Here is a 22,422-nt window from a genome sequence, read left to right as displayed (position 1 = left end):
TTACGCCAATATTTTTTTAATCACGTTTCCGCCGACGTCGGTCAATCGGAAAGGACGTCCTTGAAAATTGTAGGTAAACCGTTCATGATCGTAACCAAGTACGTGCAAAATCGTAGCATGAATATCATGCACTGAAGTTCTTCCCTCCACGCCGGCATAGCCTACTTCATCGGTCTGCCCATGCGACACGCCCTTCGCAATTCCTCCACCAGCCATCCACATGGTAAATGCCTCCGTATGGTGATCGCGTCCCAGAAATGCCATTTTTTTTCCTTCCCGGTTCTCCTGCATGGGAGTCCGTCCAAACTCTCCCCCCCAGACCACCAGGGTTTCTTCCAACAAACCACGCTGTTTGAGGTCAAGCAACAAGGCAGACATGGGGCGATCCATTTCCCGGCATTTGTTCCTAAATCCATAATCGATGGCTGTGCTTTGACCTGTGCCATGAGAATCCCATCCCCAGTCATAGAGCTGTACAAACCGAACGCCTTTCTCCACCAGCTTCCGAGCCAGCAGGCAGTTGTTGGCGAAGCTTTCCCGGCCAGGTTCCGTTCCATACAATTCATGGATGTACTTAGGTTCATCATCGATGTTCATCACCTCCGGCACTTCAATTTGCATCCGATAAGCCATTTCATATTGATTGATTCTGGCTAGTATTTCCGGATCGCCATATTCCATAAATTCTTGTTGATTCACATCGTTAATCGCCTCGATTACGTTCGCTTTGAGTGATCGATCCATGCCTTTCGGGTCCTGGATATATAGGACAGGATCACCCTTTGAACGGCATTGAACCCCTTGATATACGGATGGCAAAAAACCGCTTCCCCACACACTTTTACCAGCATCCGGTGTCTTCCCACCGGAGGTGAGGACAACAAATCCCGGCAAATTATTATTCTCCGATCCCAATCCATAGGTCACCCAGGACCCTACACTGGGGCGCCCCAACCGGGCATTCCCGGTGTGCATAAACAATTGTGCCGGACCGTGATTAAATTGCTCGGTGTGGACTGCTTTCAGAAAGCTGACCTCATCCGCTAAACCCGCAAAATGAGGCAGGTTGTCCGATACCCAAGCGCCGGACTCTCCGCGTTGTTTAAAATTAGCTTGCGGTCCAAGCATATTGGGTACACCCCGAATAAACGCAAACTTCTTTCCTTCCAAAAAGGACTCGGGACACGGTTGATTGTGCAATTTCTGTAACTCAGGTTTATAATCAAACAATTCAAGCTGGGACGGCGCGCCAGCCATATGAAGATAGATCACTCTTTTGGCCTTCGGTGCAAAATGGGGTGACTGAGGGGCTAATGGATTAAGATCCCGGGCACTGAGCTGTGGTGAACCCGAGGATGAACTTCCACAGGAAGACAACATCATCGCTCCGAAAGCAGCTGTTCCCATACCGGAAACACAATCCCGGATAAAGTGACGACGGGTCGTACTTTCTACTTCTCGTTTCTGAAATTCTTTAACTAATTTTGATATCATAATTTTATTCTTTCTCACTGGCCCAAGGGAACACGTTCCTTTGAAATAGCTAAACGCTGGCTTACGTCTTGGTCAAAAATTCATCCAGGTTCATAATCGCTGAACAGACCACCGAAAGAGCAGCCAATTCTATATGGTTGTTTACACCAGTTATCCCATCCGGTCCAATTTTTAAATATTCCTTCACACCCGTGTGGTTCCCTTCGAAATGAGCGAGAGACTCATCATATAGTTTCACCAATGCTTCTTTTTTACCCAAAGAAATTTCCCGAAAAGTGGCTTCATAATACGCCTGGGCCAGTATTGCTTCTAGGGATGCCCTTTCATGAATTAACCGGCTTGCCCAGGCAATAGCAGCTTCGGTGTAGACCGGATCATTGAGCGTGACCAAAGCCTGAAGCGGCGTGTTGGTCCGTGTACGTTCAGTAATGCAGATTTCCCGGCTACCGGCATCAAAACTTACAAAAGAGGGGTAGGGACTTGTCCGTTTAATAAAGGTATAAATTCCGCGACGATAGCGATCTTCACCCGGACTGGTTCGCCAGCTCTCACCGCTGTACACCGTTTGCCAAATCCCATCGGGCTGAGGAGGCATCACACTCGGCCCATATTGTTTGTCACTGAGTAACCCACTGACAGCTAAGGCTTGGTCTCTTATCTGCTCTGCAGACAGCCGAAACCGGGGACCTCTGGAATAGTACAGATTTTGTGGGTCTGTTTCGCGTTTCCGTTCCGAAATTATGGAGGATTGTCTATAGGTGCCTGAGCGAACGATATCACGTATGAGTGGTTTGAGGTGCCAGTCGTGTGTTTTCATTAATCGCACCGCAAGCCAATCCAGCAATTCTGAATGTACAGAAGGTTCAGACTGCGATCCTAAATCCTCCACGGTGGTCACTAGACCCTGTCCAAAAATTTGTTGCCAGATCCGGTTTACCACGGTTCGGGCGGTCAGTGGATTGCGTTCATCAACGAGCCACTGTGCCAATCCAAGTCGATTACGCGGAGCATTTTCCGGGAATGGATTTAGGACCTCGGGGACATCGGGGAGAACCGTATCCCCGAGTACCATCCAGTTTCCTTTTTCAAAAACCTGAGTCACGCGGTGCATGTATGGCGGATTTTCAACCATTACAGAAACGCCCTCGGGCTTGGACTGAATAATCTCGCGGTATTTCCGGTTCATCTTATCAAATTCGGGCTGTGATTGTCCAGGCAACCCCGGCCGAAATGCGAACCAATACACCCGGAAGGAATTTTCCTGTGCATCCAGCAATGGATTGGTAAACTCTATAAACAGATCAACCGAATCTTGCATTGGTGCAATGGGTATAAATTCTATCGCATTTCCATTCGTTTTTTTCAAAGGAAAAGAAGTAATTACCTTCCCTTCCTGGTTCGATTCCCGGATGGTCATCCGCCCTCCTTCTTTCCAGCAGGAATAGGATATAACCATGGTTTCCGCATTATTCAGGTACGTATTATTCAGAGCACAATGCCCCTTGTGTCTCAAAGCCAGGTACTTGGTATCGCTGAGTTCTCCATTCACAAAATCTGTACAAAGATGTGTATGGATTTTCGGCTCTAAAGTCCGTATAAATTGCATTTCATCTTCGACACGGGACGGTGAATTGGTATTCTGTATCATCCAATGTTTTAATTCTTCTATGGATGCCGCTATCGTATCGGGATAAATTCGCAACAAAGGTTCATTGTCCGCAGTGTCTTCATCCCGACTGTTGTTGAAGAATGCCATAACTTCATAGTATTCTTCATGCTTGAAGGGGTCATAGGTATGCGCATGACATTGGACACAAGCATAAGTGGTGCTTTGCCACACCTCAAAGGTCGTGTTAACCCGGTCGATCACCGAAGCAATCCGATATTCTTCGTCGTCGGTACCCCCTTCATCATTACTCATCGTATTCCGATGAAAAGCGGTCGCAATCAACTGTTCTCGTGTCGGATTATCCATTAAATCCCCAGCCAGTTGCTCTATGGTGAATTCATCAAATGGTTTGTCTTGATTAAAAGACTGAATGACGTAATCCCGAAACCGCCACATTGCTCTGGACTGATCTTTTTCATAACCTTTGGTATCTGCATAGCGTGCCAGATCAAGCCACCAACTCGCCCATTTTTCACCAAAATTTGGATCATCCAACAGCTGGTCAATCACTTTTTCATAACTCAAGCTTCCATTTTTGATCTGATCCACAACCTCGGTCGTCGGGGGTAACCCGATCAAATCCAGGTACAATCGACGAACAAGTCGCCCCGTATCCGCTCGAGGGCTCGGCTTTAATCCAACGGACTCCATATCGCGGTAGATAAACCGATCGATTTCATTAACGAAAAAGTCTGAGCTGGCAGATCCTGCTCGGGCTTCAGCGATTTCATCGGGCACAGAAGGTTCTATCGGAGGAATATAAGCCCAATGTTCACCCCATTGAGCGCCCTGACGTATCCAATCCTCCAGAATTCGGATTTCCTGCTTCGTCAAAGGTGGTTTTTGGTAAGGCATACGCAGCTCCGGATCCGTTTCTTTTAAGCGCTGAATCATTGGGCTGTTCTCCGGATCACCCGGAACAATTGCCGGATGGCCTGATTTGGTGTCGGCCATAGCTTCTTCTTGAAACAACAAACTAAAGCCACCATTTTTCTTTACCCCTCCATGACAACTGATGCAGTGTTTGTTGATGATCGGTTTTACCTGTGTACTGTAATCAACGGGATTATCCTGACCAGTCCAGAAGTAATACCCCAGACCGACAGCAAAAATCAGTAAAATGGAATAAATTATTCTCATAACTTGATTTTGTACCCTCCCCCAATAAGAGGCCATTTATTTATAGAAGTGTTAAAGAAGAGAAAACTACATTAATTTTTTCACAATCCATAATTGATTAGCATGAAATCAACTTTGAATGCTCACCCTAATGATTAATGGCTGTAACTACCGTCGACAAAGCTTCTGAAAACGTGATTTGGTTTTCCAACATGGGCTACCCGGGTGTAGGTATTCTCCGGGTCACCAAAGTATACCATGATTTTATTTGTACTGATCGTTCAACCCCTTTCCCGATAGGATCAAACCAGATATTTTCGTGATCCGACGCTCTTTGGTTTTATTTTGTTTGGCAGACCGGATGTATTCAGCAAACTCCCGTTGTTTCCCTGGAGTGAAGCGAAAGAATGAGCTTTTTAATAACTCATTATTGTCCAAGGCGTGCTGAAGCTCAATCGGTACTTCCAATTTCCCGGATCGTTTTACCGGAATTTCCTTACCTGCTTTTTGATTTTGAACCGCCTCATTAATATAAGATGGAATATGCATCTTCTTTTCCTCAAATTCCTGCAGTGAGTAAAACATCATTTTACGCAGGCCTTTGGTCGATTCACTGGACTGTTGCAGCATATGGTACGGATCCTTTAGAAAGACACCCTGATGAAACCACAGACCGACATAGGATTTAAATGCCATAACACCGACTATATTTTTTCCCTGCCAAGTATAAATTGGAGCACCCCATTTAATGGCTTCATTCATACCAGAATTCAGACACATTTTTCGCAATTGGATCAGCGCATCTGCCCATTGCTTATTCGATTCGATATATGCTTCGACGGTTTTTGCCATGAATGTAAATTTTGCTAAACCAAAGCTCCGCGTCAAAATACATCAATTTCGAGTAAATGCCAACAAAATTAGGCCCCCGCCACAAATCATAGCATATGCTGTGTCGCTATGTTCCATCCCTGAATAAGAAATTCGATTGATCTATACTCGATGGGCAACCCGTCGGATAACGTAATCCATTTCCCGGGCGATCTGGGTAGACCGCTCCCTATACTTTTCGATCTGAAGGGAACCTCCATCAAATACTTTGGGATCATCATACGGGATTGAGAAAAGATCATCGGCCCCCATGACCATCGGACATTCTTCATTAGCCTGAGCACAAGTCATCACTGCAAGGAAACGCGTCTCTGGATTGTAGAAGTGGTGATACTCTTTGGAAAATGCCAGTACTGGCATCTCATGATCAGCATATTTAATCCCATACAACGGATTATGAGTTCCTCCCAATACTTTAATCTGAAACCCGGTATCTTTTAACGTTTGGATGACCTGTGGAAATACCGCCGTAGCTTCCGTTCCGCCGGAATAGCACTGTATATTTGTCAGATTGTAATAATGAGCCAGGGTTTGCATCCAAACCTGCGCCAAATGGCTTCGTCTGGAGTTGTGCGTACATATAAAATTTATCCGGATCGACTGATTCGCCAACGTCTTTTCGCGGATGTGGTCGATCAATGGTTTAAGCTCCGCTTTTCTGGAAGCAGCAATTTGTGTCTCGTCCAAACCACGAATGCTTTCTATGATTTCTGCAAACATTAGTAAATGCATTTAAAGTTATTCCACCAGACACATCAACAACACCCTCCACCGGGCACACAAGCTGGTATCTGACCATAGACCGTTACAGAAAACACACCCGATGTCCCCGCCCGATAAGCGGTTTTGTCACCACTGTCCAGATACTTGTCCAGTATTTCATCAGGCAGATTAACCGCTTTTTCTTTTTGAACCTTGACCTCATCAAAACCAGCTTCCCGAAGCAACTGCAGGTATTCATCCAATTGAATAGCTCCTGATACACATCCGGCATACATTTCGGCATCGTTTCTCAAAGCTTCCGGTAGATCGCCTTTCAGAACGACATCACTCACACTAAAGTGTCCGCCCGGTCGCAGGACGCGAGCCATTTCATGAAAAGCACGCACTTTATCAGGGACCAGGTTCAATACACAATTACTAATAACCACATCCACCGTTGCGTCACCAATCGGTAGATCTTCGATGTCACCGTGCCGAAATTCGACATTATTAAAATTCAGTTTATCCGCGTTCTCCCGGGCTTTCCGAATCATCACATCGGTCATATCCACGCCGATTACCTTTCCTGACTCCCCGGTCAGTTCGCGAGCTACAAAGCAATCATTCCCGGCACCTGATCCCAGATCCAATACAGTATCTCCGGGTTTGATCTGGGCAAATTCTGTGGGGATTCCACACCCAAGACCCAAATCTGCATCCGCACTATAGCCTTTGGTTTTACTGTAATCGTCCGCAAATACAGCATAATCTACCGTAGCACATCCATTCACCCCACAACACGAAGTTTCATTCTCTTCCTTGCTTTGCGTAGCAATTTCACTATACTTTTGAACAACGATATTCTTTAAATTTTCTGAATTTCTCATGGTATTTTCACTTATATCAAATTAATAATCTGCCTTGCATGGGTGCTCAATTGTCTTGCACTGCGCCAGGAAATCCATCATCAATCCTTGCCATTGCTCCCACCGGATGGGATCAATACAATAGCATCGATTCGCTCCCTTGATCGCGCCCCGGATCAGTCCGGCTTGCTTTAATACGGCCAGGTGCTGAGAAATAGTGGGTTGAGCCAATCCAATTTCATCGACCAAATCCCCGCAGACACACCCTTCTATTTCGCTGAGAAGCTCCAAAATAGCCACCCGCGCGGGATGTCCAATAGCTTTGGCCAATGCAGCTATTTCATTGTGCTGATCCGAAAAAAGTTCTGTTTTTGAAATTCCCATGGTTTGGTTTTTCTAATTTCGGGGGTATACTAGAATGTAATATTGCAATATTACGATAAAATGGACAAAACCAATAAAAAAAGTTTTCAATCCGGGACAAACCGCTTCTTTTTAACATTATGCTTTATTCTGGGTCAATGTGGGAAGAACCACGTTACCACAACGCATGGTTCTCTTGGTGATCTTTAAATAACACAGAAATTTTCACACATTTTCTGAGAAAATAATTACATTTCCATTTTTATTAAAGTGAGTTTATGAAAATCAGTACGTTAGCAGGCTTCTTCCTATTATTATTTATGAGCGGAGCGGAACTGCACAGTCAAACCCGTGAATATTATCAGATCAAAATATACACGTTTGACAATGATCAGCAGCAAAAACTGACAGACGAATATCTGGCAAACGCGTACCTCCCGGCCCTCCATAGACTGGGCATCAATTCAGTTGGTGTTTTCAAAACCCGGCCGGAACATTCTAAGGAAAAAACACAAACATTCGTGTTGATTCCACTTAGCGATTTGTCCCAGCTGGAAACCATTCCTGATGCTCTGGCTCAGGACAGAAAACATACAAAATCAGGAAAAGACTACCTCACCGCACCACACAACGAACCGCCCTATGCGCGCATAGAATCCATTGTTCTGCGTGCATTTGACCACATGCCACAGATGAAGCCCTCCACTGTGGAAGGCCCCAGGAAGGATCGGATATATGAGCTCCGTAGCTATGAAGGGGCCACGGAGGCACTCCACGAAAACAAGGTAGAAATGTTCAACAAGGGCGGTGAAATAAAAATCTTTGAAGACCTGGGATTCAATGCGGTGTTTTATGGTCAGGTCTTATCAGGTTGTCATATGCCCAATCTGATGTATATGACCACATTCAAGGATCAGGAAAGCCGGGACACCCATTGGGATGCATTTCGCAATGCTCCCGAATGGCATGCTTTAAAAAATCAGGCGCCTTATCAGAACAATGTTTCCGGCAGTAAAACATTTTTTCTGTATCCCACGGCCTATTCGGATTATTAATTAAAGTTGAGTCGATTTTTGTTGAATCATTTTCCGTTGAGAAACAGCATATGCAGTGCCATTCTCAATAGAGTGGTATAGCTTGTTGTTTGGGGATTTGATCCTCCGTGCGCCATCGATAAAGCTATGGCGACCAGTCTTACGTGCTGACAGTCATTGGCCAAAACCTATGACATCGATCGAAGCACGTTAGCCCGCTTTATTCACCACGTCATTCTATTATGATGCATAATATTCAGTGCATCAATTGCTAAATTTCCAAAATTGGGCATTTTACATAGCCCAATTTTGGGTGGCGTTTGACTATTGAGGGTTAGCCCGCAAGCACTCGGACGGCTGATTGGATATCATTTGAGTCCACTCCAGAAATTCATATTTTAAAATGATTAGCTTCAGTGCTTTAGCCCGGGATATCTATCATGACGCATATATTGTCTTTAGCCATTAAAACACAAAGCATTCCGGGCTAAAGCCCGATTTATTTTTGCATTATCATCACCGGCCTAAAGGCACGGGGCTACTAAACCAATAAACTGACTTTTCGGAGTAAGCTCAACATTTCACCACAAAGAACTCCAAGCAGGCAAACCGCCCTCAATGAAACAGCTCTGTGTTCATAGGGCCCATTTAGCTTGCCTTGTCTCTTTGAGCTTTTACTCCTTCCCCCTAAGCTCTGAGAATCGGGCCGTCCTAAAAGACCCGAGAATTCGGGGCGCCTTAACCCTAAAAGCGCAGCGCCCTAACCCCTTACTGCCCCTTCCACCATCGCCACACATCAAGCCCATTGGCAAAAAGCACCAGGCTGATCACCAGCACAAAACCGATGATCGTCGCTATTTCCAGCACTTTATCGCTGGGTTTCCGACCCGTGACCGCTTCAAATAATAAAAACATCACATGTCCGCCATCCAAAGCCGGAATAGGGAGTAAATTCATAAAGCCCAAAATCAGGGACAATATGGCGGTATTGCGCCAAAATGTTTGCCAGTCCCATTGATCCGGGAAGAGTTTGGAGATCGTACCAAAACCACCCAGGCTATCGGAGGCTTTTATTTTTCCACGGAACATTTGTCCAAAAGCTTTAATCTGGGTCACAATAAAATCCCATCCTTTGACCACACCGGCTGGTAAAGCTCTCGCCAGTGTGTAATCTTCTGTAGCCATATTGAAAAAATGATCAAAACCATAATTTTGAAAGCCCAGTGTACCCTCCTGTGTAACTTGCGCGGGAACGGTCAGATTTTGACCAGATCGTTCCACGGTCAAATTCACCTCCTCGCCCTTGTGCTGCCGAATTTCCTTTAAAAATTGATCAAAAAACCGGGTTTCGACGGAATTAATTGCCAGGATCTTATCATCGGATTGCAATCCTGCTTCTTCCGCATTGCTCCCCTTGACCACTTTCATCACTTCTACGGGCATACGCGGTGCCACCAGGTAGGCATTCTGATATTCATAGCTGGTCAGGATCTGCGTAAAGCGTGGATCAATCTCCAGTATTTTTTCAGAACCATCCCGTTCAACGGTAATCGTCTTGGCATTGTTTATCGCAATTTCTGAACGGATCAAGCCGGGATTGTATCGTTCAAACGGAACCGTCCCCACAGCCCGAATTTTATCTCCATTTTGCAAGCCCATCTCCTGACCAATACTATCCACCTGCAATCCATAAGTCAGCTCACTGGCTGGCAGGTACTCCGATCCGTACTGCCAGAGCATCAGACCGAAAATAAGAAAACCTAGAATAAAATTCACGGTAACTCCCCCGAGCATAATGATCAGTCGCTGCCAGACCGGCTTGGATCGAAACTCCCATTCCTTTGGTTCTTCCTTCAGCACTTCAGTATCCAGGCTTTCGTCAACCATGCCGGATATCTTCACATAACCACCGAGGGGAAGCCACCCAATTCCGTACTCCGTTTCTCCAATCTTCTTCTTGAAAAGTGAAAAACCTGCATCAAAAAACAAATAAAATTTCTCTACGCGGGTTTTAAACCATTTCGCGGGTAAAAAATGCCCCAGTTCATGCAGTACGATGAGGAGGGAAAGACTTAGTGCAAACTGTGCTATGATAACGCCCATATATGTCAGATCTAATTAAAAAGAGGTTGTTTATGCTGCTCGTTACGTAAGGTATTTCGCATAAATTTATACTACTAACGCAAAACAGCGTGCAAAGTTACAGTTTTTTGATCTCAGATTACAGCGTTTTGATTTTTGATTTTTGATAGGGGTGTCTACCCCATAGGTACTACTTACCGGAAGAAGGTCTTCATGGTGTCTTGTTGCGTTTCCAAGGGTGAAAGGAGACAAGACTGCAAATATGCCATTAAAAGAAGAGGAGTGCTACAAGTATCTGAACCTCCATCTGGGATCATGTACTATGTAGGAAAGAAGAAAAGCCAAAGCTCTGCTCTTTGAAAAACGTTTTCGGCCAAGAGCTGTCCCCAATTTATTGGGGATTGCCTCCCGAAGCACAAAAAACACCACACATGTCGAGCTAAATCTCCATTTATCCCAGGCTTTGGCGCCCTTTACAACTCTCACTTCGAAGCCAAATCAAATCTAAAAAAAGAAATAAACGCAGTAGACGGGATAATTCCGACATAAATCACTAAATCGATTCTGATCTTCCTGAAAGTTTGTGTATGTTTAATCACATTTGATTCCATTATGGTCTTTTCGTCGTAATATTTTAGCACCCATGTTAACACGAATCGAAATAAACCTCAACAATTATTTTATGCATTCAATGATTGAGAGATATAAAAAACATATTTCAAGAACTCAACTAAAAGATGAGATCTATAAATGGGAGCTTATCAATAAATACAGAGGACGTCCAAACCTTGAAGCCAAAGATTTTGCTCAAGAAATAAGTGACATTGACTTTTCAAACTTGCTCTATCACATGGGAGGAGCGGTTATAAGACAACTGGGCAAAGAAAAACCAGAAGAAATTCGGAAAATATTTAGCGATCTATTTAATGATTCAATTGATTTAACACAACGCATAAAAACATTTGAAAAACAAACTCTGAAATTATACAGAGAAATTGGAGAAAAAAAAAGCCATCATCAGGATGAGCGATCCATTGCAACCTATTTGACATATCACGACCCCGTCAATTATACATTTTATAAGTATTCCTTCTATAAAAAATTTTGTAATCAACTGGGGATTAAGCTTGCGATAAAAGGTGAGCGATATGCACATTACCTTAATTTACTTGAAGATTTTATTGAAAAACACCTTGTAACCGATACAGAATTAATTGAGCAAGTCAACACTTACCTCCCTGATTTTTCTGATGGTACAAACCATAAACTATTAGCACAAGACATTCTCTATCAAATGCTGGATAAAAAAGTAGAGCCAAATTACTGGATCTTTCAAGGGAGTCCGGATGATTATGATTTTGAAACTGCGCTACGCGATGAAGTTCTCACCGGTTGGACTGTGACGGCTCATAAGAACAAAATCAAGTCCGGAGATAAGGTTATCTTATGGATTACGGGTCAGGAAGCTGGATGTTATGCTTTGGCAGAAGTAACATCCGAGCCTTACACCAGAACAGCCTCTCCGGATGACCATCTGTGGAAAAATGACACCCAAAGTTACATGGTAGCAGATATCAAAATTACGCATAACTTAGTAGACCACCCGATTCTGAAGAAGGCAATAGAAGGAATTGAGGAATTAGATAACCTGAAGGTCGGAAACCGAGGAACTAATTTCACTTCCAACCAGGAGGAATTTGAAATGATCGTAAATATGATCGAGACAGAAACCCAGTTTCATACGATTCGTTCAAGGTTTGAGCAAGACATCTTTCAATCCTTCATCAATATTATACGAAGATCGAACCGTGAACTTGGACTTAAAAAGGATGACCCAAGACTAGTGTTTAGCATCAGACGAAATGGTTTAAATTTTACAATTGGTCAACGATATTGCTTTAGCATACGCATTTCAGAAAAAAAGAGAAAATTTGGAGTTATATCCAAAGACCGATTACTGGCAAATAGCAAGCCATATGGCGGTGAACCTCCCCAACCCTATTATAATTACTATGATGATAAATTCGAACCATCTCAAGAAGAATGGGAGAATGTAAAGGCAGCCTTACAAGAGGAGCTCATCAGAACAACAAAATCTGGATATCGGAAATACAACAATGAGGATTTTGAAAATTATGTTTTTGACACGGCAAATGATTCAACTGATCAACCAATGAATTACCCACTCAACACCATCTTCTACGGTCCCCCCGGTACGGGAAAAACCTACAACACCATCTTAAGAGCAGCTGAAATCATAGAGAACCGCACCATACAATCCTATGATGAAGCACGTGAAATATTTAAAACGAATCTTCACAATAGAATAGAATTTATCACTTTTCATCAGAATTACAGCTATGAAGACTTTATTCAAGGATTAAGACCAGACACAGAAAATGATAGCCAACTAACTTTCGAAAGAAAAGATGGGGTTTTTAAAATTATTGCTGATAAGGCTTTGAAGAACATTAGGGCGTCCAAGCGACCTCTTTTAATCAAAAAATCTTTTGAAGATGCATTTAATACGTTCATTAAACCTTTGATTGAAGGTGAAGTAGAAGAGATTGAAATACAAATGAAGAGAGCTTCTTATTTCATAACAGCCATCACTAATATATCGATTGAATTCAGGAAAGCTGGTGGAGGAACTTCTCACACTCTAAGTATTAGCACACTAAGAAAAATGTACGAAGCTGAATCCGTACTTGACATTCAGGGACTTTCATCCTATTATTCGCCACTATTGGATGAGCTTCTTGAAATTGGAAAAGATCCTGCAGGAAGAACAGAAGTTGTTGAAAGAAAAAATTACGTCATCATCATCGACGAAATCAACCGCGCCAATATCTCCCGAGTGTTTGGCGAGCTGATTACGCTGATCGAACCAGACAAACGTTCAGAGGGTGATCTTGCACTAGAGGCTCGTTTGCCTTCCGGAGATCCTTTTGTGGTTCCTTCCAACTTGTACATCATCGGCACCATGAATACGGCCGATAAGTCCATTGCTTTGTTGGATATCGCATTGCGTAGAAGGTTTGAATTTGAACCGATGTATCCGTTATATGATATCGTTGGGACGGAGATACACGACGTGGAGATTTTAGAAAAAATCAATATAAAAATCATAGATTCCAAAGGCCACGATTTTCAAATCGGTCATTCCTATTTCATGGGAGAAAACAAGGACTTAGTCAAGCGAATGAATAATAAAGTCATTCCTCTTCTTCTGGAATATTATATGAACGATCAGAAAGAAGTAGAGGACATTCTACGATCTGCCGGACTTGTAATCAAAGAAAACTCCTGGCCACTGAAAATAACGGGCAGGGATGATTAATCTGTTTGAATATCAAAATAAAGCAGAGGTTCCGGATTCACTGGATGGACTGGAGGGTTTTTTGGACGAAATCTGGAACAGCCGTGAGAAAAATGCTTACTACGCAGAAAGAAACAATGAAAGAATTGAATCGCAGCGATTCGTGCAGTTCCTTCATAAAACCCATGAGTTAAAATCCAACAATTACGTCGGCGTCATTCATTTTGAAGGCAAAAAGATCAACCTCCTGCCAAAAATTTTTTTCAATCCAGAAAAAGCGTATTCCACCATCGAAATCAATCAAATCCAAAACCATATCCTTTGGTGGTTAAGCTATTGCCGTAAAATTAAATTTCCAAACTATCAAGCCGCGCTGGGTGATAGAAAAAGCGATTTCTTTGAAGTGCTCATTTACTTGTTTTCCAAATACACCCGCGAATTATTGGGCTCATCCATTTATCAACAATATGAAGAAGTCAATCGGGAGCTAAACTTCATCAAGGGAAGACTACACACCAACGAATACATCAAGCAAAACCTGGGCAAAGGCAGATGGCATAAGTTGAATTGCACCTATGATGCTTTCGTATTTGACAATGAATTCAATCGCATCGTGAAATTTGTGACTACGCTCTTGTTCAATGCAACTTCCAGTCAGGACAACAAAAAAAACCTACGGGAAATCTTGTTCATTTTGGACGAAGTATCTGAAGAAAAAGCAACTGCCGAACAATGCTCCCGGATATCGTTTAATCCCATGCTTGTAGAATTTGAAACGGTCCGTGATTACTGTCAATTATTCCTAACCCACTGTGTCTCGTTTGACTATAAGAACGACCTAAAGCTCTTTGCCTTTTTACTCCCGATGGAATATGTCTTCGAAGACTTTATTTTTGGTTTTATTGACAAAGAACTAGAACAAGTCACTGCGAAAGCGCAACGAAGCGACAAATACCTGGACGAGGAGGAAGCTTTCAGGCTCCTACCTGATTTATGGCTTAAGACTGAGAACCTACAGCTCATAGCGGATACAAAGTACAAAATAATCTATTCCGATGAAAAGGACCCCAAAAAAGGAATTTCTCAACCAGATCTCTATCAGATGCTGGCCTATGCCATACGCTTCGAGGTCGATAATATTATACTATTCTATCCCAATACCGTCTTGCAAACTCAGGAAGGACACACAGTATTGACTATCAAAGATGCTTTAGCTGATGATAAAGAAATAGAGATCAAAGCTTTTCAGCTGCCCATTATCCATCGCGAATTACTCGATAAACGCTTATCAAATATGGATTTAAGCGAATTGTTTGATGTAACCAGGCGCGAGTTGAAAAATAAAATGGAAGAAATACTGATTCCCTCACAGTAGGAATCATCCCCATCGCGCTACCTAATGCGCTTTTCAAATTTTTCAAACACCACTTCCATTTCATTTATTGGCAGTAAAAAGCATCTGAAAAAATGGGAAAATTCTTCAGCTAAAGCAGTCATCATTCAAAAAAATTTAGTTGAATATACGACACCAGGAGAAGGTCCTTGCTTTATCGTGGTCAACAATCCGGATTTGGCGCTAGTGAATGCATTGGAATTATTCTCAGGAGACCCTCTTCGGATCGATGAAAGAATCTGCCAATCAGCCACCATCCATCAATCTGCCCTATTCAGAGAATACACCCAAGCTCTCACTAATCAATAGCCGGTCATAAAAGCCGGCATCGTTATTTCAGAACAATGTACAGTCGGAGATCACTGCATTCTACACTCCAAAAATCTGTCCAAATGGCGTCGGCCAGCAATACCAGTTGTGCTTGCTGTCATTTCAGCGTTTCAGTAAGATTTCAAAGCGGATCTCTTACAGCAACGATATTCCTTTCATACTGGCTTCCTGGTACGCCTCCTCGGGCCACACACTGACCTGCACTTCACCGATGTGTTGCTTGCCCAGCAAAAACATGCACACCCGCGATTGACCGATCCCGCCGCCTATGCTTTGCGGCAGCTGATCCTGAAGCAACAGTTGATGAAAATGGAGGTTTTTACGGTGGGTTTCATTGCGCAATTCAAGTTGACGCTCCAGCGCATCCTGATCCACCCGGATCCCCATTGAAGACAGCTCAAAAGCGGATTCCAACACCGGGTTCCAGACCAATAAATCACCATTGAGCCCATAGAATCCATCCTCGTTCTCTGTACTCCAGTCGTCGTAGTCCGGGGCACGGCCATCGTGGGGTTGGTCATCTCCCAATTCGCCGCCGATCCCAATAATAAAAACAGCCCCGTATTCCCGGGCAATCTTATCCTCTCGTTCTTTACCGGTCAGCTCCGGATAAATCCGGCGCAATTCTTCGGCATGAATAAAAGTGATATCATCCGGCAACTGTTCTTCCACATCGGTGTATTTTCTCCGAAGTTCTTGCTCTGTTATTTTCAATGCTTTATAAATCTTTTTGACTTCTGTCTTCAGTCGCGCCACTGTACGATCGTCCGGGGAAATTCGTTTCTCCCAATCCCACTGATCCACATATACCGAGTGAATGGGACTGTAATCTTCATCCGGCCGGATCGCTCGCATGTCAGTGATAATACCCTGCTCTTCATCTATCTCATAATCTTTCAGCCGGATCCGCTTCCATTTCGCGAGGGAATTGACCACCACAGCCTTCTGATCATCCATTTGTTTGATCGCAAACCGGACACATCGCTCCACGCCGTTTAGGTCGTCATTGATTCCCGTTCCATCCATGACCATGATCGGTGAAGATACTTTCGTCAAATTAAGTTGATCGGACAATTGTCGGGTAAAAACATCCTTGGCATATTGTATCGCAGCTTCGGTTCTCAGTCGTTCTTGCTTCAAAGTTTTGGTTTTAATTTCCATCACGTATATCTTTTAGTCGATCACAAAGATACAACCAAATTCAATTATATTCAATAAATTGGGTAAAATATTTTTTATAATCTATCTATATACGGCAATATTTATCATTTTATCAATAATCATCAAGTTTTGTTAGCATATTTAAATTTAGGCCCGTGATCTCTTGAATCGTTTTAAGAGATTCAAAACCGTCGCATGCCTTTTACGTTCATTTTCAGGACATACAATCCGGTAGAAGCAGTGATAAAAAGCTGATCCCGATTCTTCCCCCCAAAGCAAATATTGGCAGTCCATGGTTCAGGAACCGGTATATGTCCGATTTTCTCTCCTTTTGGATTGAAGATAGTGACTCCTTTACCAGCAAGATAGACATTACCTTGTTCATCAATCGTCATCCCATCTGCTCCCATCTCAGCAAACACTTTTTTCCGCTTGAGCTGCCCATTCTTCTTCATCCGATAAGAATATATCTTATCATCACCAATATCGGCAATGTAGAGTAGATTATTATTTGGATTGCCGACGACTCCATTGGGGCGCACAAAATCCCGATCCACCGGGGTCGGCGGCGTCTCATTCTCAGGATCAAAAAAATAGACATACTGGCCCTTTTGCTGCATCGCCGGATCACGCGTCCAATAGCTTCTTTTATACAATGGATCGGTAAAATAAATCCCGCCATCACCCCGAATCCACAAATCATTGGGGCCATTGAGCGCCTTGCCCTGGTAATCAGCCACCAGGATTTCAGGCACGGTGTCGTGATTATAACGCCACAAATCATTGTCCATGTCTGCGCAAGCAACCAACCGCCCCTGCTGATCTACATACAATCCGTTGGATCGGCCACTTTGATTGGTGAACAAGGTTAATTCTCCGTCCGTAGTCCAGATCCAGATCTTGTTGTTGGGCTGATCTGTGAAATAAATATTACCTTCTTCATCCGCCGCCGGTCCTTCAGTGAAGGCAAAGTCGCCCGCCAGTTTTGTCACCGTTGCACTCGGTTCGAAAAGATCGCGACCTGATTGTCCAATAAGGTTAAAAGACCATAAAAAGAGGAAACCAATAACAAACGTCGTTCTTATTTTATGTAAATTCATATTGTCGTATTGAAATTAAAATTCAAATATACACAATGTTCTATCCTTCACATACACACTCGGTCCGTACCATATGCCTACTGACACTCTTTCTTATTGCGTGGAATTATCAAACCAACGCACAAGAAATTCCGGTCATTCCATACCCATCTACAGTGATCACCCAATCGGGTGAATTCGTTTTCTCCGAAAACGTCACCATCCAATACTCTGATTTTGACCAAGGTCAGTCCAGCCACTACATCCAGGAGGAATTAATGAGCCGCTTTGGCATCTATGGGCGAATAAACGAGAAGAATGACGCTGATATAAAACTTTCAGATGCGACTCAGGCAAAGGATTCCGATGCGTACCAGCTGTCTATCGGATCTTCCATCGAAATGTCGGGCAGCCAGCGGGGGATCTTTTATGCTGCTCAGACCTTATTCCAGATTATGGAAGCCAACAAAACTGATTCTGGCGTCATTTCTGTGGCACACGTCGACATCACGGACCAACCCCGGTATGGGTGGCGTGGGCTCATGCTTGACGAATCCAGGCATTTTTTTGGCAAAAAGGTGGTGAAGCAACTGCTGGACTGGATGGCGTACTACAAGCTCAATGTTTTTCACTGGCACCTAACCGATAGTCAGGGATGGCGGATTGAGATCATGAAATACCCATATCTCACACTGATCGGCGGCATTGGCGATGATCACAACCCGTTGCTGCCGGCGCAGTATTACACGCAGAAAGATATTAAGGAAATCGTCCGGTATGCCAGGCAACGCCATATTACCGTGGTACCGGAGATCGATATGCCCGGCCACGCTACGGCGGTAAATAAGGCTTACCCGGTCTTTAGTGGTGGCGGATCGGATCGGTACCCAGAATGGACTATGCATCCGACCAAGGATACGGTCGTCGAATTCCTCACCGATGTACTACAGGAAGTCGATGCTTTATTTCCGGCACAAATGATCCATCTTGGCGGAGATGAAGTTCATTTTGGTAATGCGGCCTGGAATACGGACCCCGCCATTCAAGCATGGATGAAAAAAAATGATGCCACGAGCCTGGTTGATGTGGAACACTACTTTATCAACCGGATGGCAGATACGATCCGTGCCATGAACAACCTGGTTCTGGGCTGGGATGAGATCGTCACTGCCGGACTGCCCACCGAAGGCTCTTTGGTATTCTGGTGGCGCCATGACAAACCCGAAACACTCACACAAGCATTGGACAAAGGCTACGATGTAGTGCTGTGTCCGCGCATTCCGTTGTATTTTGATTTTGTACAAACGGAAAATCATCAGGACGGTCGCAAATGGGGCGGTCGTTACGCAGACATAGAATCGGTCTGGAAATTCCCGCCGGACAGCTTGCATAGTGCTACATATAACGATCAAATCCGGGGCATCCAGGCCAACATCTGGACCGAGCGCATTGCTAATAAAAACAGATTAGACTACATGACTTTTCCACGACTTGCTGCTTTGGGTGAGGCCGCCTGGAGCATGCCCGGTCAAAGTAATTATGATCAATTTCTCGAAAGAATGAAGCCACAGATGAAGCAATACCACAATGACAATCTATACTTTTTCAATATTTTCGATCCGGAGAGCACGCCGGAGCCGCCAGTGCTGGAAGGTGATGGTTAATTGTGAATTGCTAAAAGTTATTATGCAACCATTCGGGGAATGTATTTTATCAATATTAAAAGCATGGGATAAGCCATTTAAAACATTAATATTCCTTACATCATGAAAATAGAACATTTTGCCATCAATGCACCTGATCCGATCGCTATGGCGAATTGGTATGTGGAGCATCTTGGAATGCGAATCGTCCGCCAGCAAACAGAAACACCATACATGACCTTTCTGGCCGACAGCAGCGGTCAGGTCATGATTGAAATTTACCACAATGATGCTGCTCCCATCCCCGATTACAAAAACCAGGACCCACTCATCGTTCATATCGCATTTGTATCCAGCGACCCCAAAGCGGACAAAGTTCGATTGCAAAAAGCAGGCGCCCGGGAAGACAGCGATGATATTACGCCATCAGGAGATCACATTATCATGCTGCGTGACCCTTGGGGCATCCCGATCCAACTGTGCAAACGAGCCAGACCGATGGTTAATGGCTAATAGCTAATGGCTAATGGCTAATAGCTAATAGCTAATAGCTAATGGTTAATGGTTAATGGCTAATAGCTAATGGCTAATGGCACCGTTTATCATAACCCAACTGAGTGATGCCACACCACAAATCCGAGAACTTTCCCGCTCCCAAAAACAAAACCAATACCGTTTAGCAAAGACCGACAAAGCCAAGCTCCTCTCAAATCTTCTATAAAACACCCCTCATCAATCTTTTATTAACCACGCTTCATTTAATCTGGAATGCTTCCGCCAATTCAGATGACTTTCGTCGATTTCCTTGAACTGAATCATCACTTCACCGGATTGGGTAAAGTTTTTCGGTATGGGAAATTCTTTAATATCTCCTGTCTTTTTTCCATATTTTGTAGGCTTGAGCTCCACATCACCAATCAGAGGAAAGGCATCTCCCACCCCCGTGAGCCGAAGGGTGTATGTTGCTTCCGGATCCAGATGACGATAATGCAGACCATAGGGCCAGCGCATACTGCTCATCCAGGACAGTCGTGCTTTACTATATCCATTTTCCCACCAATCAAATCCCGGATTATCACTCCAGGTAAACAATGGATCTGTATCGGATGCCTGAAGCTTGACCACATGAGGACTTTTGTTAATATTTCCGATGTCATCGTAATACCCCCCTGCTCCGGCATCTTCCCACTGACCCATTTCTTCGAGACGCCCCGCTTTCTCAGACTCGCTCCAGTTCTTCATCCGATCAAATTCGGCTAAAATCCACCATTCATTGTTCAATGGCCGGTCGATAAAATCGATAATTGCCCCCCGTTCAGGGTTCCGGGCCTGATAAAGCGGAACACTGGACTGGAATCCGATCACTTCAAACAAGTCATCCCCCCAATTGTATATCCGGCGCCGGCCCTCATGATCCTTAAAGTGTATTTTGGACATGGCCAAAATAGACCGAACAGAATCCATCGTGGCTTCCACACCCAATGTCTTTACCTGGCTCATGATGTCATTGGCCCGAATTTCCAATTGTTCCTCATAACGAAAACGCTCCTGTATCCAGGCGTCGTATTCGGCGCGCATCATATACATCTTCCACCGCCAAAGCGTCCAATTATCGTCCAGTTGATACGTCTGATCAATTTTTTTCCAAAAAGCATTCGTCGCCGGAATTGAACCATTGTTTTTCACTGCCCCATCCCAGTTTCGTTCCAATGCAAAAAGCGCATCAGCAACCTCTTCCGCGGCTGGAGAACAAAGAAAATAATTGGCATATTCCTGCACGACATCATGGATATCAGCAGTGGATTGCCAGCCTAGTCGAGACCAGATCATTTTATTTAGATCATCATGCATGCCATCCGAATAGGTCACAAAACCATCCGTATAAGGTGCTGTGTAAAGAAAAATATTCTGATACCGCAATGGTTGCGGATTAATGGGTTCACGTCCCAGGGTAAAGTTGAATGCAGGATCCCACCACCAATTGGGATATTGACAGCGCACCGTATGCGTAATGTCGGGGTAATGACGCAACGGATAGTGCTCGGGCAACGCAGCTCTGGTCTCCGAAAGCGGCGGACTACCGGGTCCGGCGACCAGCCCTCCCATCCATGTGGGTGACTTTTGATCCATATAATCATACACATACTTCGCATCTTTCGGATCAAACCCCTGCATGGAGAGCCACATTTTGGCCTCCGGATGATGTTCTTGAACCAACGCAGCCATACGTTCCATCATAGGCAGTACCAGCTCCGGCGGATTGTTTCCAGGATCTCCCCCGGGCACAAAAACCGCATCCAACCGGGGAGACGTTCGATACAGCGCTTCGCAGTCTTTTAGATAGGCCTCTGCTTTCTTTTTATCATTCAGGTCAAACGTAATCGGAGTCCAAATCCAGTAATCCAAATCATACTTTTCACACAATCGGCCCAACTCCCGGTTCATCGAATCCGCAGAGATGGTAAAATGAATAGGAACCGGGTCAGCAAAAGGTATATTCTCAATACTATTCGTTCCAAATACGATCAAATCCCGGATGTACTGCTCATACACCTCCGGGGTCCAGGCATCATAGGAATTCGCCGTATTCCGGTATCCAATCTGATGGCCCCGGATCGGTTTTTCAGGTGCAGTGGACACAGACACACCGTCCCAGGACATGTCATCCTCATACCGGGCTTCACGCAGTATCTGACCAATCCCAAATTGCAGCCCTCGCTGCCCACGGCTTTGTATAAAAATCGTGTTGGACGCCCGAACGATCCGATATCCTTCCTCATTCTCCGGCAACGGAAATGCGTCCTCCGCAGACTGCACTATTTCATCGGGCAAAGAATCATCCGCTCCTAACAATACAATTTGTCCAGCATTCTTTCTGAAGGAGTGACTTACTTGAACATTGTTTTTAACCCGTTGATTGATTTCCTCTACAAGCAGGTTCAACGGGGTCCCGTTGTACTTTTCCTGCACCGAGGCAGCGCTGTAACAAGACCGGACCACGACAGGATCCTGAGCTGATCCATGTCCAGAACAGATCAAAACCACAAAAAAAACAAGTAGATAATTCAGATTCAACATTATAATTAGGTGTTTAGGTGTTTAGGTGTTTAGGTGTTTAGGTGTTTAGGTGTTTAGGTGTTTAGGTGTTTAGGTGTTTAGGTGGAAAATAGATCTTTTAGGGTCTTGAAAGAAACTTAGGGATGGGTTTTTGAAATTATTTATTGCACAGAATAAAAGGGATACAAAACGCGTGGCACTCAACAAATTAACGTCTCCA

Annotated in this window: 16 protein-coding genes; 6 read left to right on the top strand and 10 right to left on the bottom strand. The window is 44.2% G+C overall.

The window, feature by feature from the left end:
- From KUV50_RS17600 to KUV50_RS17575, 6 genes are all read right to left on the bottom strand, one after another.
- Complete coding sequence (locus KUV50_RS17600) at window positions 1-1,494, bottom strand: DUF1501 domain-containing protein (protein ID WP_222581507.1); 1,494 nt, start codon at window positions 1,492-1,494, stop codon at window positions 1-3.
- Window positions 1,495-1,555: 61 nt separating this feature from the next.
- Window positions 1,556-4,303, bottom strand: a complete 2,748-nt coding sequence (locus KUV50_RS17595; protein ID WP_222581506.1) for a PSD1 and planctomycete cytochrome C domain-containing protein — start codon at window positions 4,301-4,303, stop codon at window positions 1,556-1,558.
- Window positions 4,304-4,546: 243 nt separating this feature from the next.
- Window positions 4,547-5,134 (bottom strand): YdeI/OmpD-associated family protein, encoded by a 588-nt coding sequence (locus tag KUV50_RS17590; protein ID WP_222581505.1) that lies wholly within the window; start codon window positions 5,132-5,134, stop codon window positions 4,547-4,549.
- A 141-nt stretch (window positions 5,135-5,275) separates the two neighbouring features.
- Window positions 5,276-5,893: a low molecular weight phosphatase family protein gene (locus KUV50_RS17585; RefSeq protein ID WP_222581504.1), complete on the bottom strand. Its 618-nt coding sequence runs from the start codon at window positions 5,891-5,893 to the stop codon at window positions 5,276-5,278.
- Between the two features lie 35 nt (window positions 5,894-5,928).
- Window positions 5,929-6,762, bottom strand: a complete 834-nt coding sequence (locus tag KUV50_RS17580) for an arsenite methyltransferase (protein WP_222581503.1) — start codon at window positions 6,760-6,762, stop codon at window positions 5,929-5,931.
- 21 nt (window positions 6,763-6,783) lie between these two features.
- Window positions 6,784-7,125, bottom strand: coding sequence for an ArsR/SmtB family transcription factor (locus tag KUV50_RS17575; protein WP_222581502.1), 342 nt, complete (start codon window positions 7,123-7,125; stop codon window positions 6,784-6,786).
- A gap of 257 nt (window positions 7,126-7,382) precedes the next feature.
- Here KUV50_RS17575 and KUV50_RS17570 point away from each other — a divergent pair, with 257 nt between their 5' ends.
- Entirely contained in the window at window positions 7,383-8,159 is a 777-nt protein-coding gene (locus KUV50_RS17570) for an NIPSNAP family protein (RefSeq protein WP_222581501.1), read from the top strand.
- A gap of 747 nt (window positions 8,160-8,906) precedes the next feature.
- Here KUV50_RS17570 and rseP read toward each other — a convergent pair.
- The gene (gene rseP, locus KUV50_RS17565) at window positions 8,907-10,241 is read right to left on the bottom strand and encodes an RIP metalloprotease RseP (protein ID WP_222581500.1); all 1,335 of its coding nucleotides are present in this window, start codon (window positions 10,239-10,241) and stop codon (window positions 8,907-8,909) included.
- A 622-nt stretch (window positions 10,242-10,863) separates the two neighbouring features.
- On the opposite strand from rseP, the gene KUV50_RS17560 reads away from it, so the two are divergent.
- The 3 genes from KUV50_RS17560 to KUV50_RS17550 are packed head-to-tail and all read left to right on the top strand — an operon-like array spanning window position 10,864 to window position 15,241.
- Window positions 10,864-13,560, top strand: a complete 2,697-nt coding sequence (locus KUV50_RS17560; RefSeq protein WP_222581499.1) for an EVE domain-containing protein — start codon at window positions 10,864-10,866, stop codon at window positions 13,558-13,560.
- Window positions 13,553-14,914: an McrC family protein gene (locus KUV50_RS17555; RefSeq protein ID WP_222581498.1), complete on the top strand. Its 1,362-nt coding sequence runs from the start codon at window positions 13,553-13,555 to the stop codon at window positions 14,912-14,914. The genes KUV50_RS17560 and KUV50_RS17555 overlap by 8 nt, the downstream gene beginning before the upstream one ends.
- A gap of 24 nt (window positions 14,915-14,938) precedes the next feature.
- Window positions 14,939-15,241 (top strand): LpxD N-terminal domain-containing protein, encoded by a 303-nt coding sequence (locus KUV50_RS17550; protein ID WP_222581497.1) that lies wholly within the window; start codon window positions 14,939-14,941, stop codon window positions 15,239-15,241.
- A 156-nt stretch (window positions 15,242-15,397) separates the two neighbouring features.
- On the opposite strand, the gene asnA is transcribed toward KUV50_RS17550, so the two are convergent.
- Together asnA and KUV50_RS17540 are read right to left on the bottom strand one after the other, a co-directional pair.
- Entirely contained in the window at window positions 15,398-16,423 is a 1,026-nt protein-coding gene (gene asnA / locus KUV50_RS17545) for an aspartate--ammonia ligase (RefSeq protein ID WP_222581496.1), read from the bottom strand.
- A 182-nt stretch (window positions 16,424-16,605) separates the two neighbouring features.
- A complete protein-coding gene (locus KUV50_RS17540; protein WP_222581495.1) occupies window positions 16,606-17,523 on the bottom strand; it encodes an SMP-30/gluconolactonase/LRE family protein in 918 nt (305 codons plus the stop codon).
- A gap of 35 nt (window positions 17,524-17,558) precedes the next feature.
- Here KUV50_RS17540 and KUV50_RS17535 point away from each other — a divergent pair, with 35 nt between their 5' ends.
- Together KUV50_RS17535 and KUV50_RS17530 are read left to right on the top strand one after the other, a co-directional pair.
- Window positions 17,559-19,166, top strand: a complete 1,608-nt coding sequence (locus KUV50_RS17535; RefSeq protein WP_222581494.1) for a beta-N-acetylhexosaminidase — start codon at window positions 17,559-17,561, stop codon at window positions 19,164-19,166.
- Between the two features lie 102 nt (window positions 19,167-19,268).
- Window positions 19,269-19,658, top strand: coding sequence for a VOC family protein (locus KUV50_RS17530; RefSeq protein ID WP_222581493.1), 390 nt, complete (start codon window positions 19,269-19,271; stop codon window positions 19,656-19,658).
- 219 nt (window positions 19,659-19,877) lie between these two features.
- On the opposite strand, the gene KUV50_RS17525 is transcribed toward KUV50_RS17530, so the two are convergent.
- A complete protein-coding gene (locus KUV50_RS17525) occupies window positions 19,878-22,223 on the bottom strand; it encodes a hypothetical protein (RefSeq protein ID WP_222581492.1) in 2,346 nt (781 codons plus the stop codon).
- Between the last annotated feature and the right edge of the window lie 199 nt (window positions 22,224-22,422).

The sequence above is a fragment of the Membranihabitans marinus genome (genome assembly GCF_019802045.1).
Taxonomy (GTDB): Bacteria; Bacteroidota; Bacteroidia; order Chitinophagales; family Saprospiraceae; genus Membranihabitans; species Membranihabitans marinus_A.
The sequence above is the reverse complement of the archived record's forward strand: the minus strand, read 5'-3'. Positions and strand labels throughout refer to the sequence as shown.

What these genes read in the sequence shown, in the direction of transcription:
- KUV50_RS17580 (WP_222581503.1), bottom strand. Translation starts at nt 6,762, where the DNA reads ATGAGAAATTCAGAAAATTTAAAGAATATCGTTGTTCAAAAGTATAGT.
- KUV50_RS17570 (WP_222581501.1), top strand. Translation starts at nt 7,383, where the DNA reads ATGAAAATCAGTACGTTAGCAGGCTTCTTCCTATTATTATTTATGAGC.
- KUV50_RS17575 (WP_222581502.1), bottom strand. Translation starts at nt 7,125, where the DNA reads ATGGGAATTTCAAAAACAGAACTTTTTTCGGATCAGCACAATGAAATA.
- asnA (WP_222581496.1), bottom strand. Translation starts at nt 16,423, where the DNA reads ATGGAAATTAAAACCAAAACTTTGAAGCAAGAACGACTGAGAACCGAA.
- KUV50_RS17560 (WP_222581499.1), top strand. Translation starts at nt 10,864, where the DNA reads ATGTTAACACGAATCGAAATAAACCTCAACAATTATTTTATGCATTCA.
- KUV50_RS17590 (WP_222581505.1), bottom strand. Translation starts at nt 5,134, where the DNA reads ATGGCAAAAACCGTCGAAGCATATATCGAATCGAATAAGCAATGGGCA.
- KUV50_RS17550 (WP_222581497.1), top strand. Translation starts at nt 14,939, where the DNA reads ATGCGCTTTTCAAATTTTTCAAACACCACTTCCATTTCATTTATTGGC.
- KUV50_RS17535 (WP_222581494.1), top strand. Translation starts at nt 17,559, where the DNA reads ATGTTCTATCCTTCACATACACACTCGGTCCGTACCATATGCCTACTG.
- KUV50_RS17585 (WP_222581504.1), bottom strand. Translation starts at nt 5,893, where the DNA reads ATGTTTGCAGAAATCATAGAAAGCATTCGTGGTTTGGACGAGACACAA.
- KUV50_RS17530 (WP_222581493.1), top strand. Translation starts at nt 19,269, where the DNA reads ATGAAAATAGAACATTTTGCCATCAATGCACCTGATCCGATCGCTATG.
- KUV50_RS17555 (WP_222581498.1), top strand. Translation starts at nt 13,553, where the DNA reads ATGATTAATCTGTTTGAATATCAAAATAAAGCAGAGGTTCCGGATTCA.
- KUV50_RS17540 (WP_222581495.1), bottom strand. Translation starts at nt 17,523, where the DNA reads ATGAATTTACATAAAATAAGAACGACGTTTGTTATTGGTTTCCTCTTT.
- KUV50_RS17525 (WP_222581492.1), bottom strand. Translation starts at nt 22,223, where the DNA reads ATGTTGAATCTGAATTATCTACTTGTTTTTTTTGTGGTTTTGATCTGT.
- rseP (WP_222581500.1), bottom strand. Translation starts at nt 10,241, where the DNA reads ATGGGCGTTATCATAGCACAGTTTGCACTAAGTCTTTCCCTCCTCATC.
- KUV50_RS17595 (WP_222581506.1), bottom strand. Translation starts at nt 4,303, where the DNA reads ATGAGAATAATTTATTCCATTTTACTGATTTTTGCTGTCGGTCTGGGG.
- KUV50_RS17600 (WP_222581507.1), bottom strand. Translation starts at nt 1,494, where the DNA reads ATGATATCAAAATTAGTTAAAGAATTTCAGAAACGAGAAGTAGAAAGT.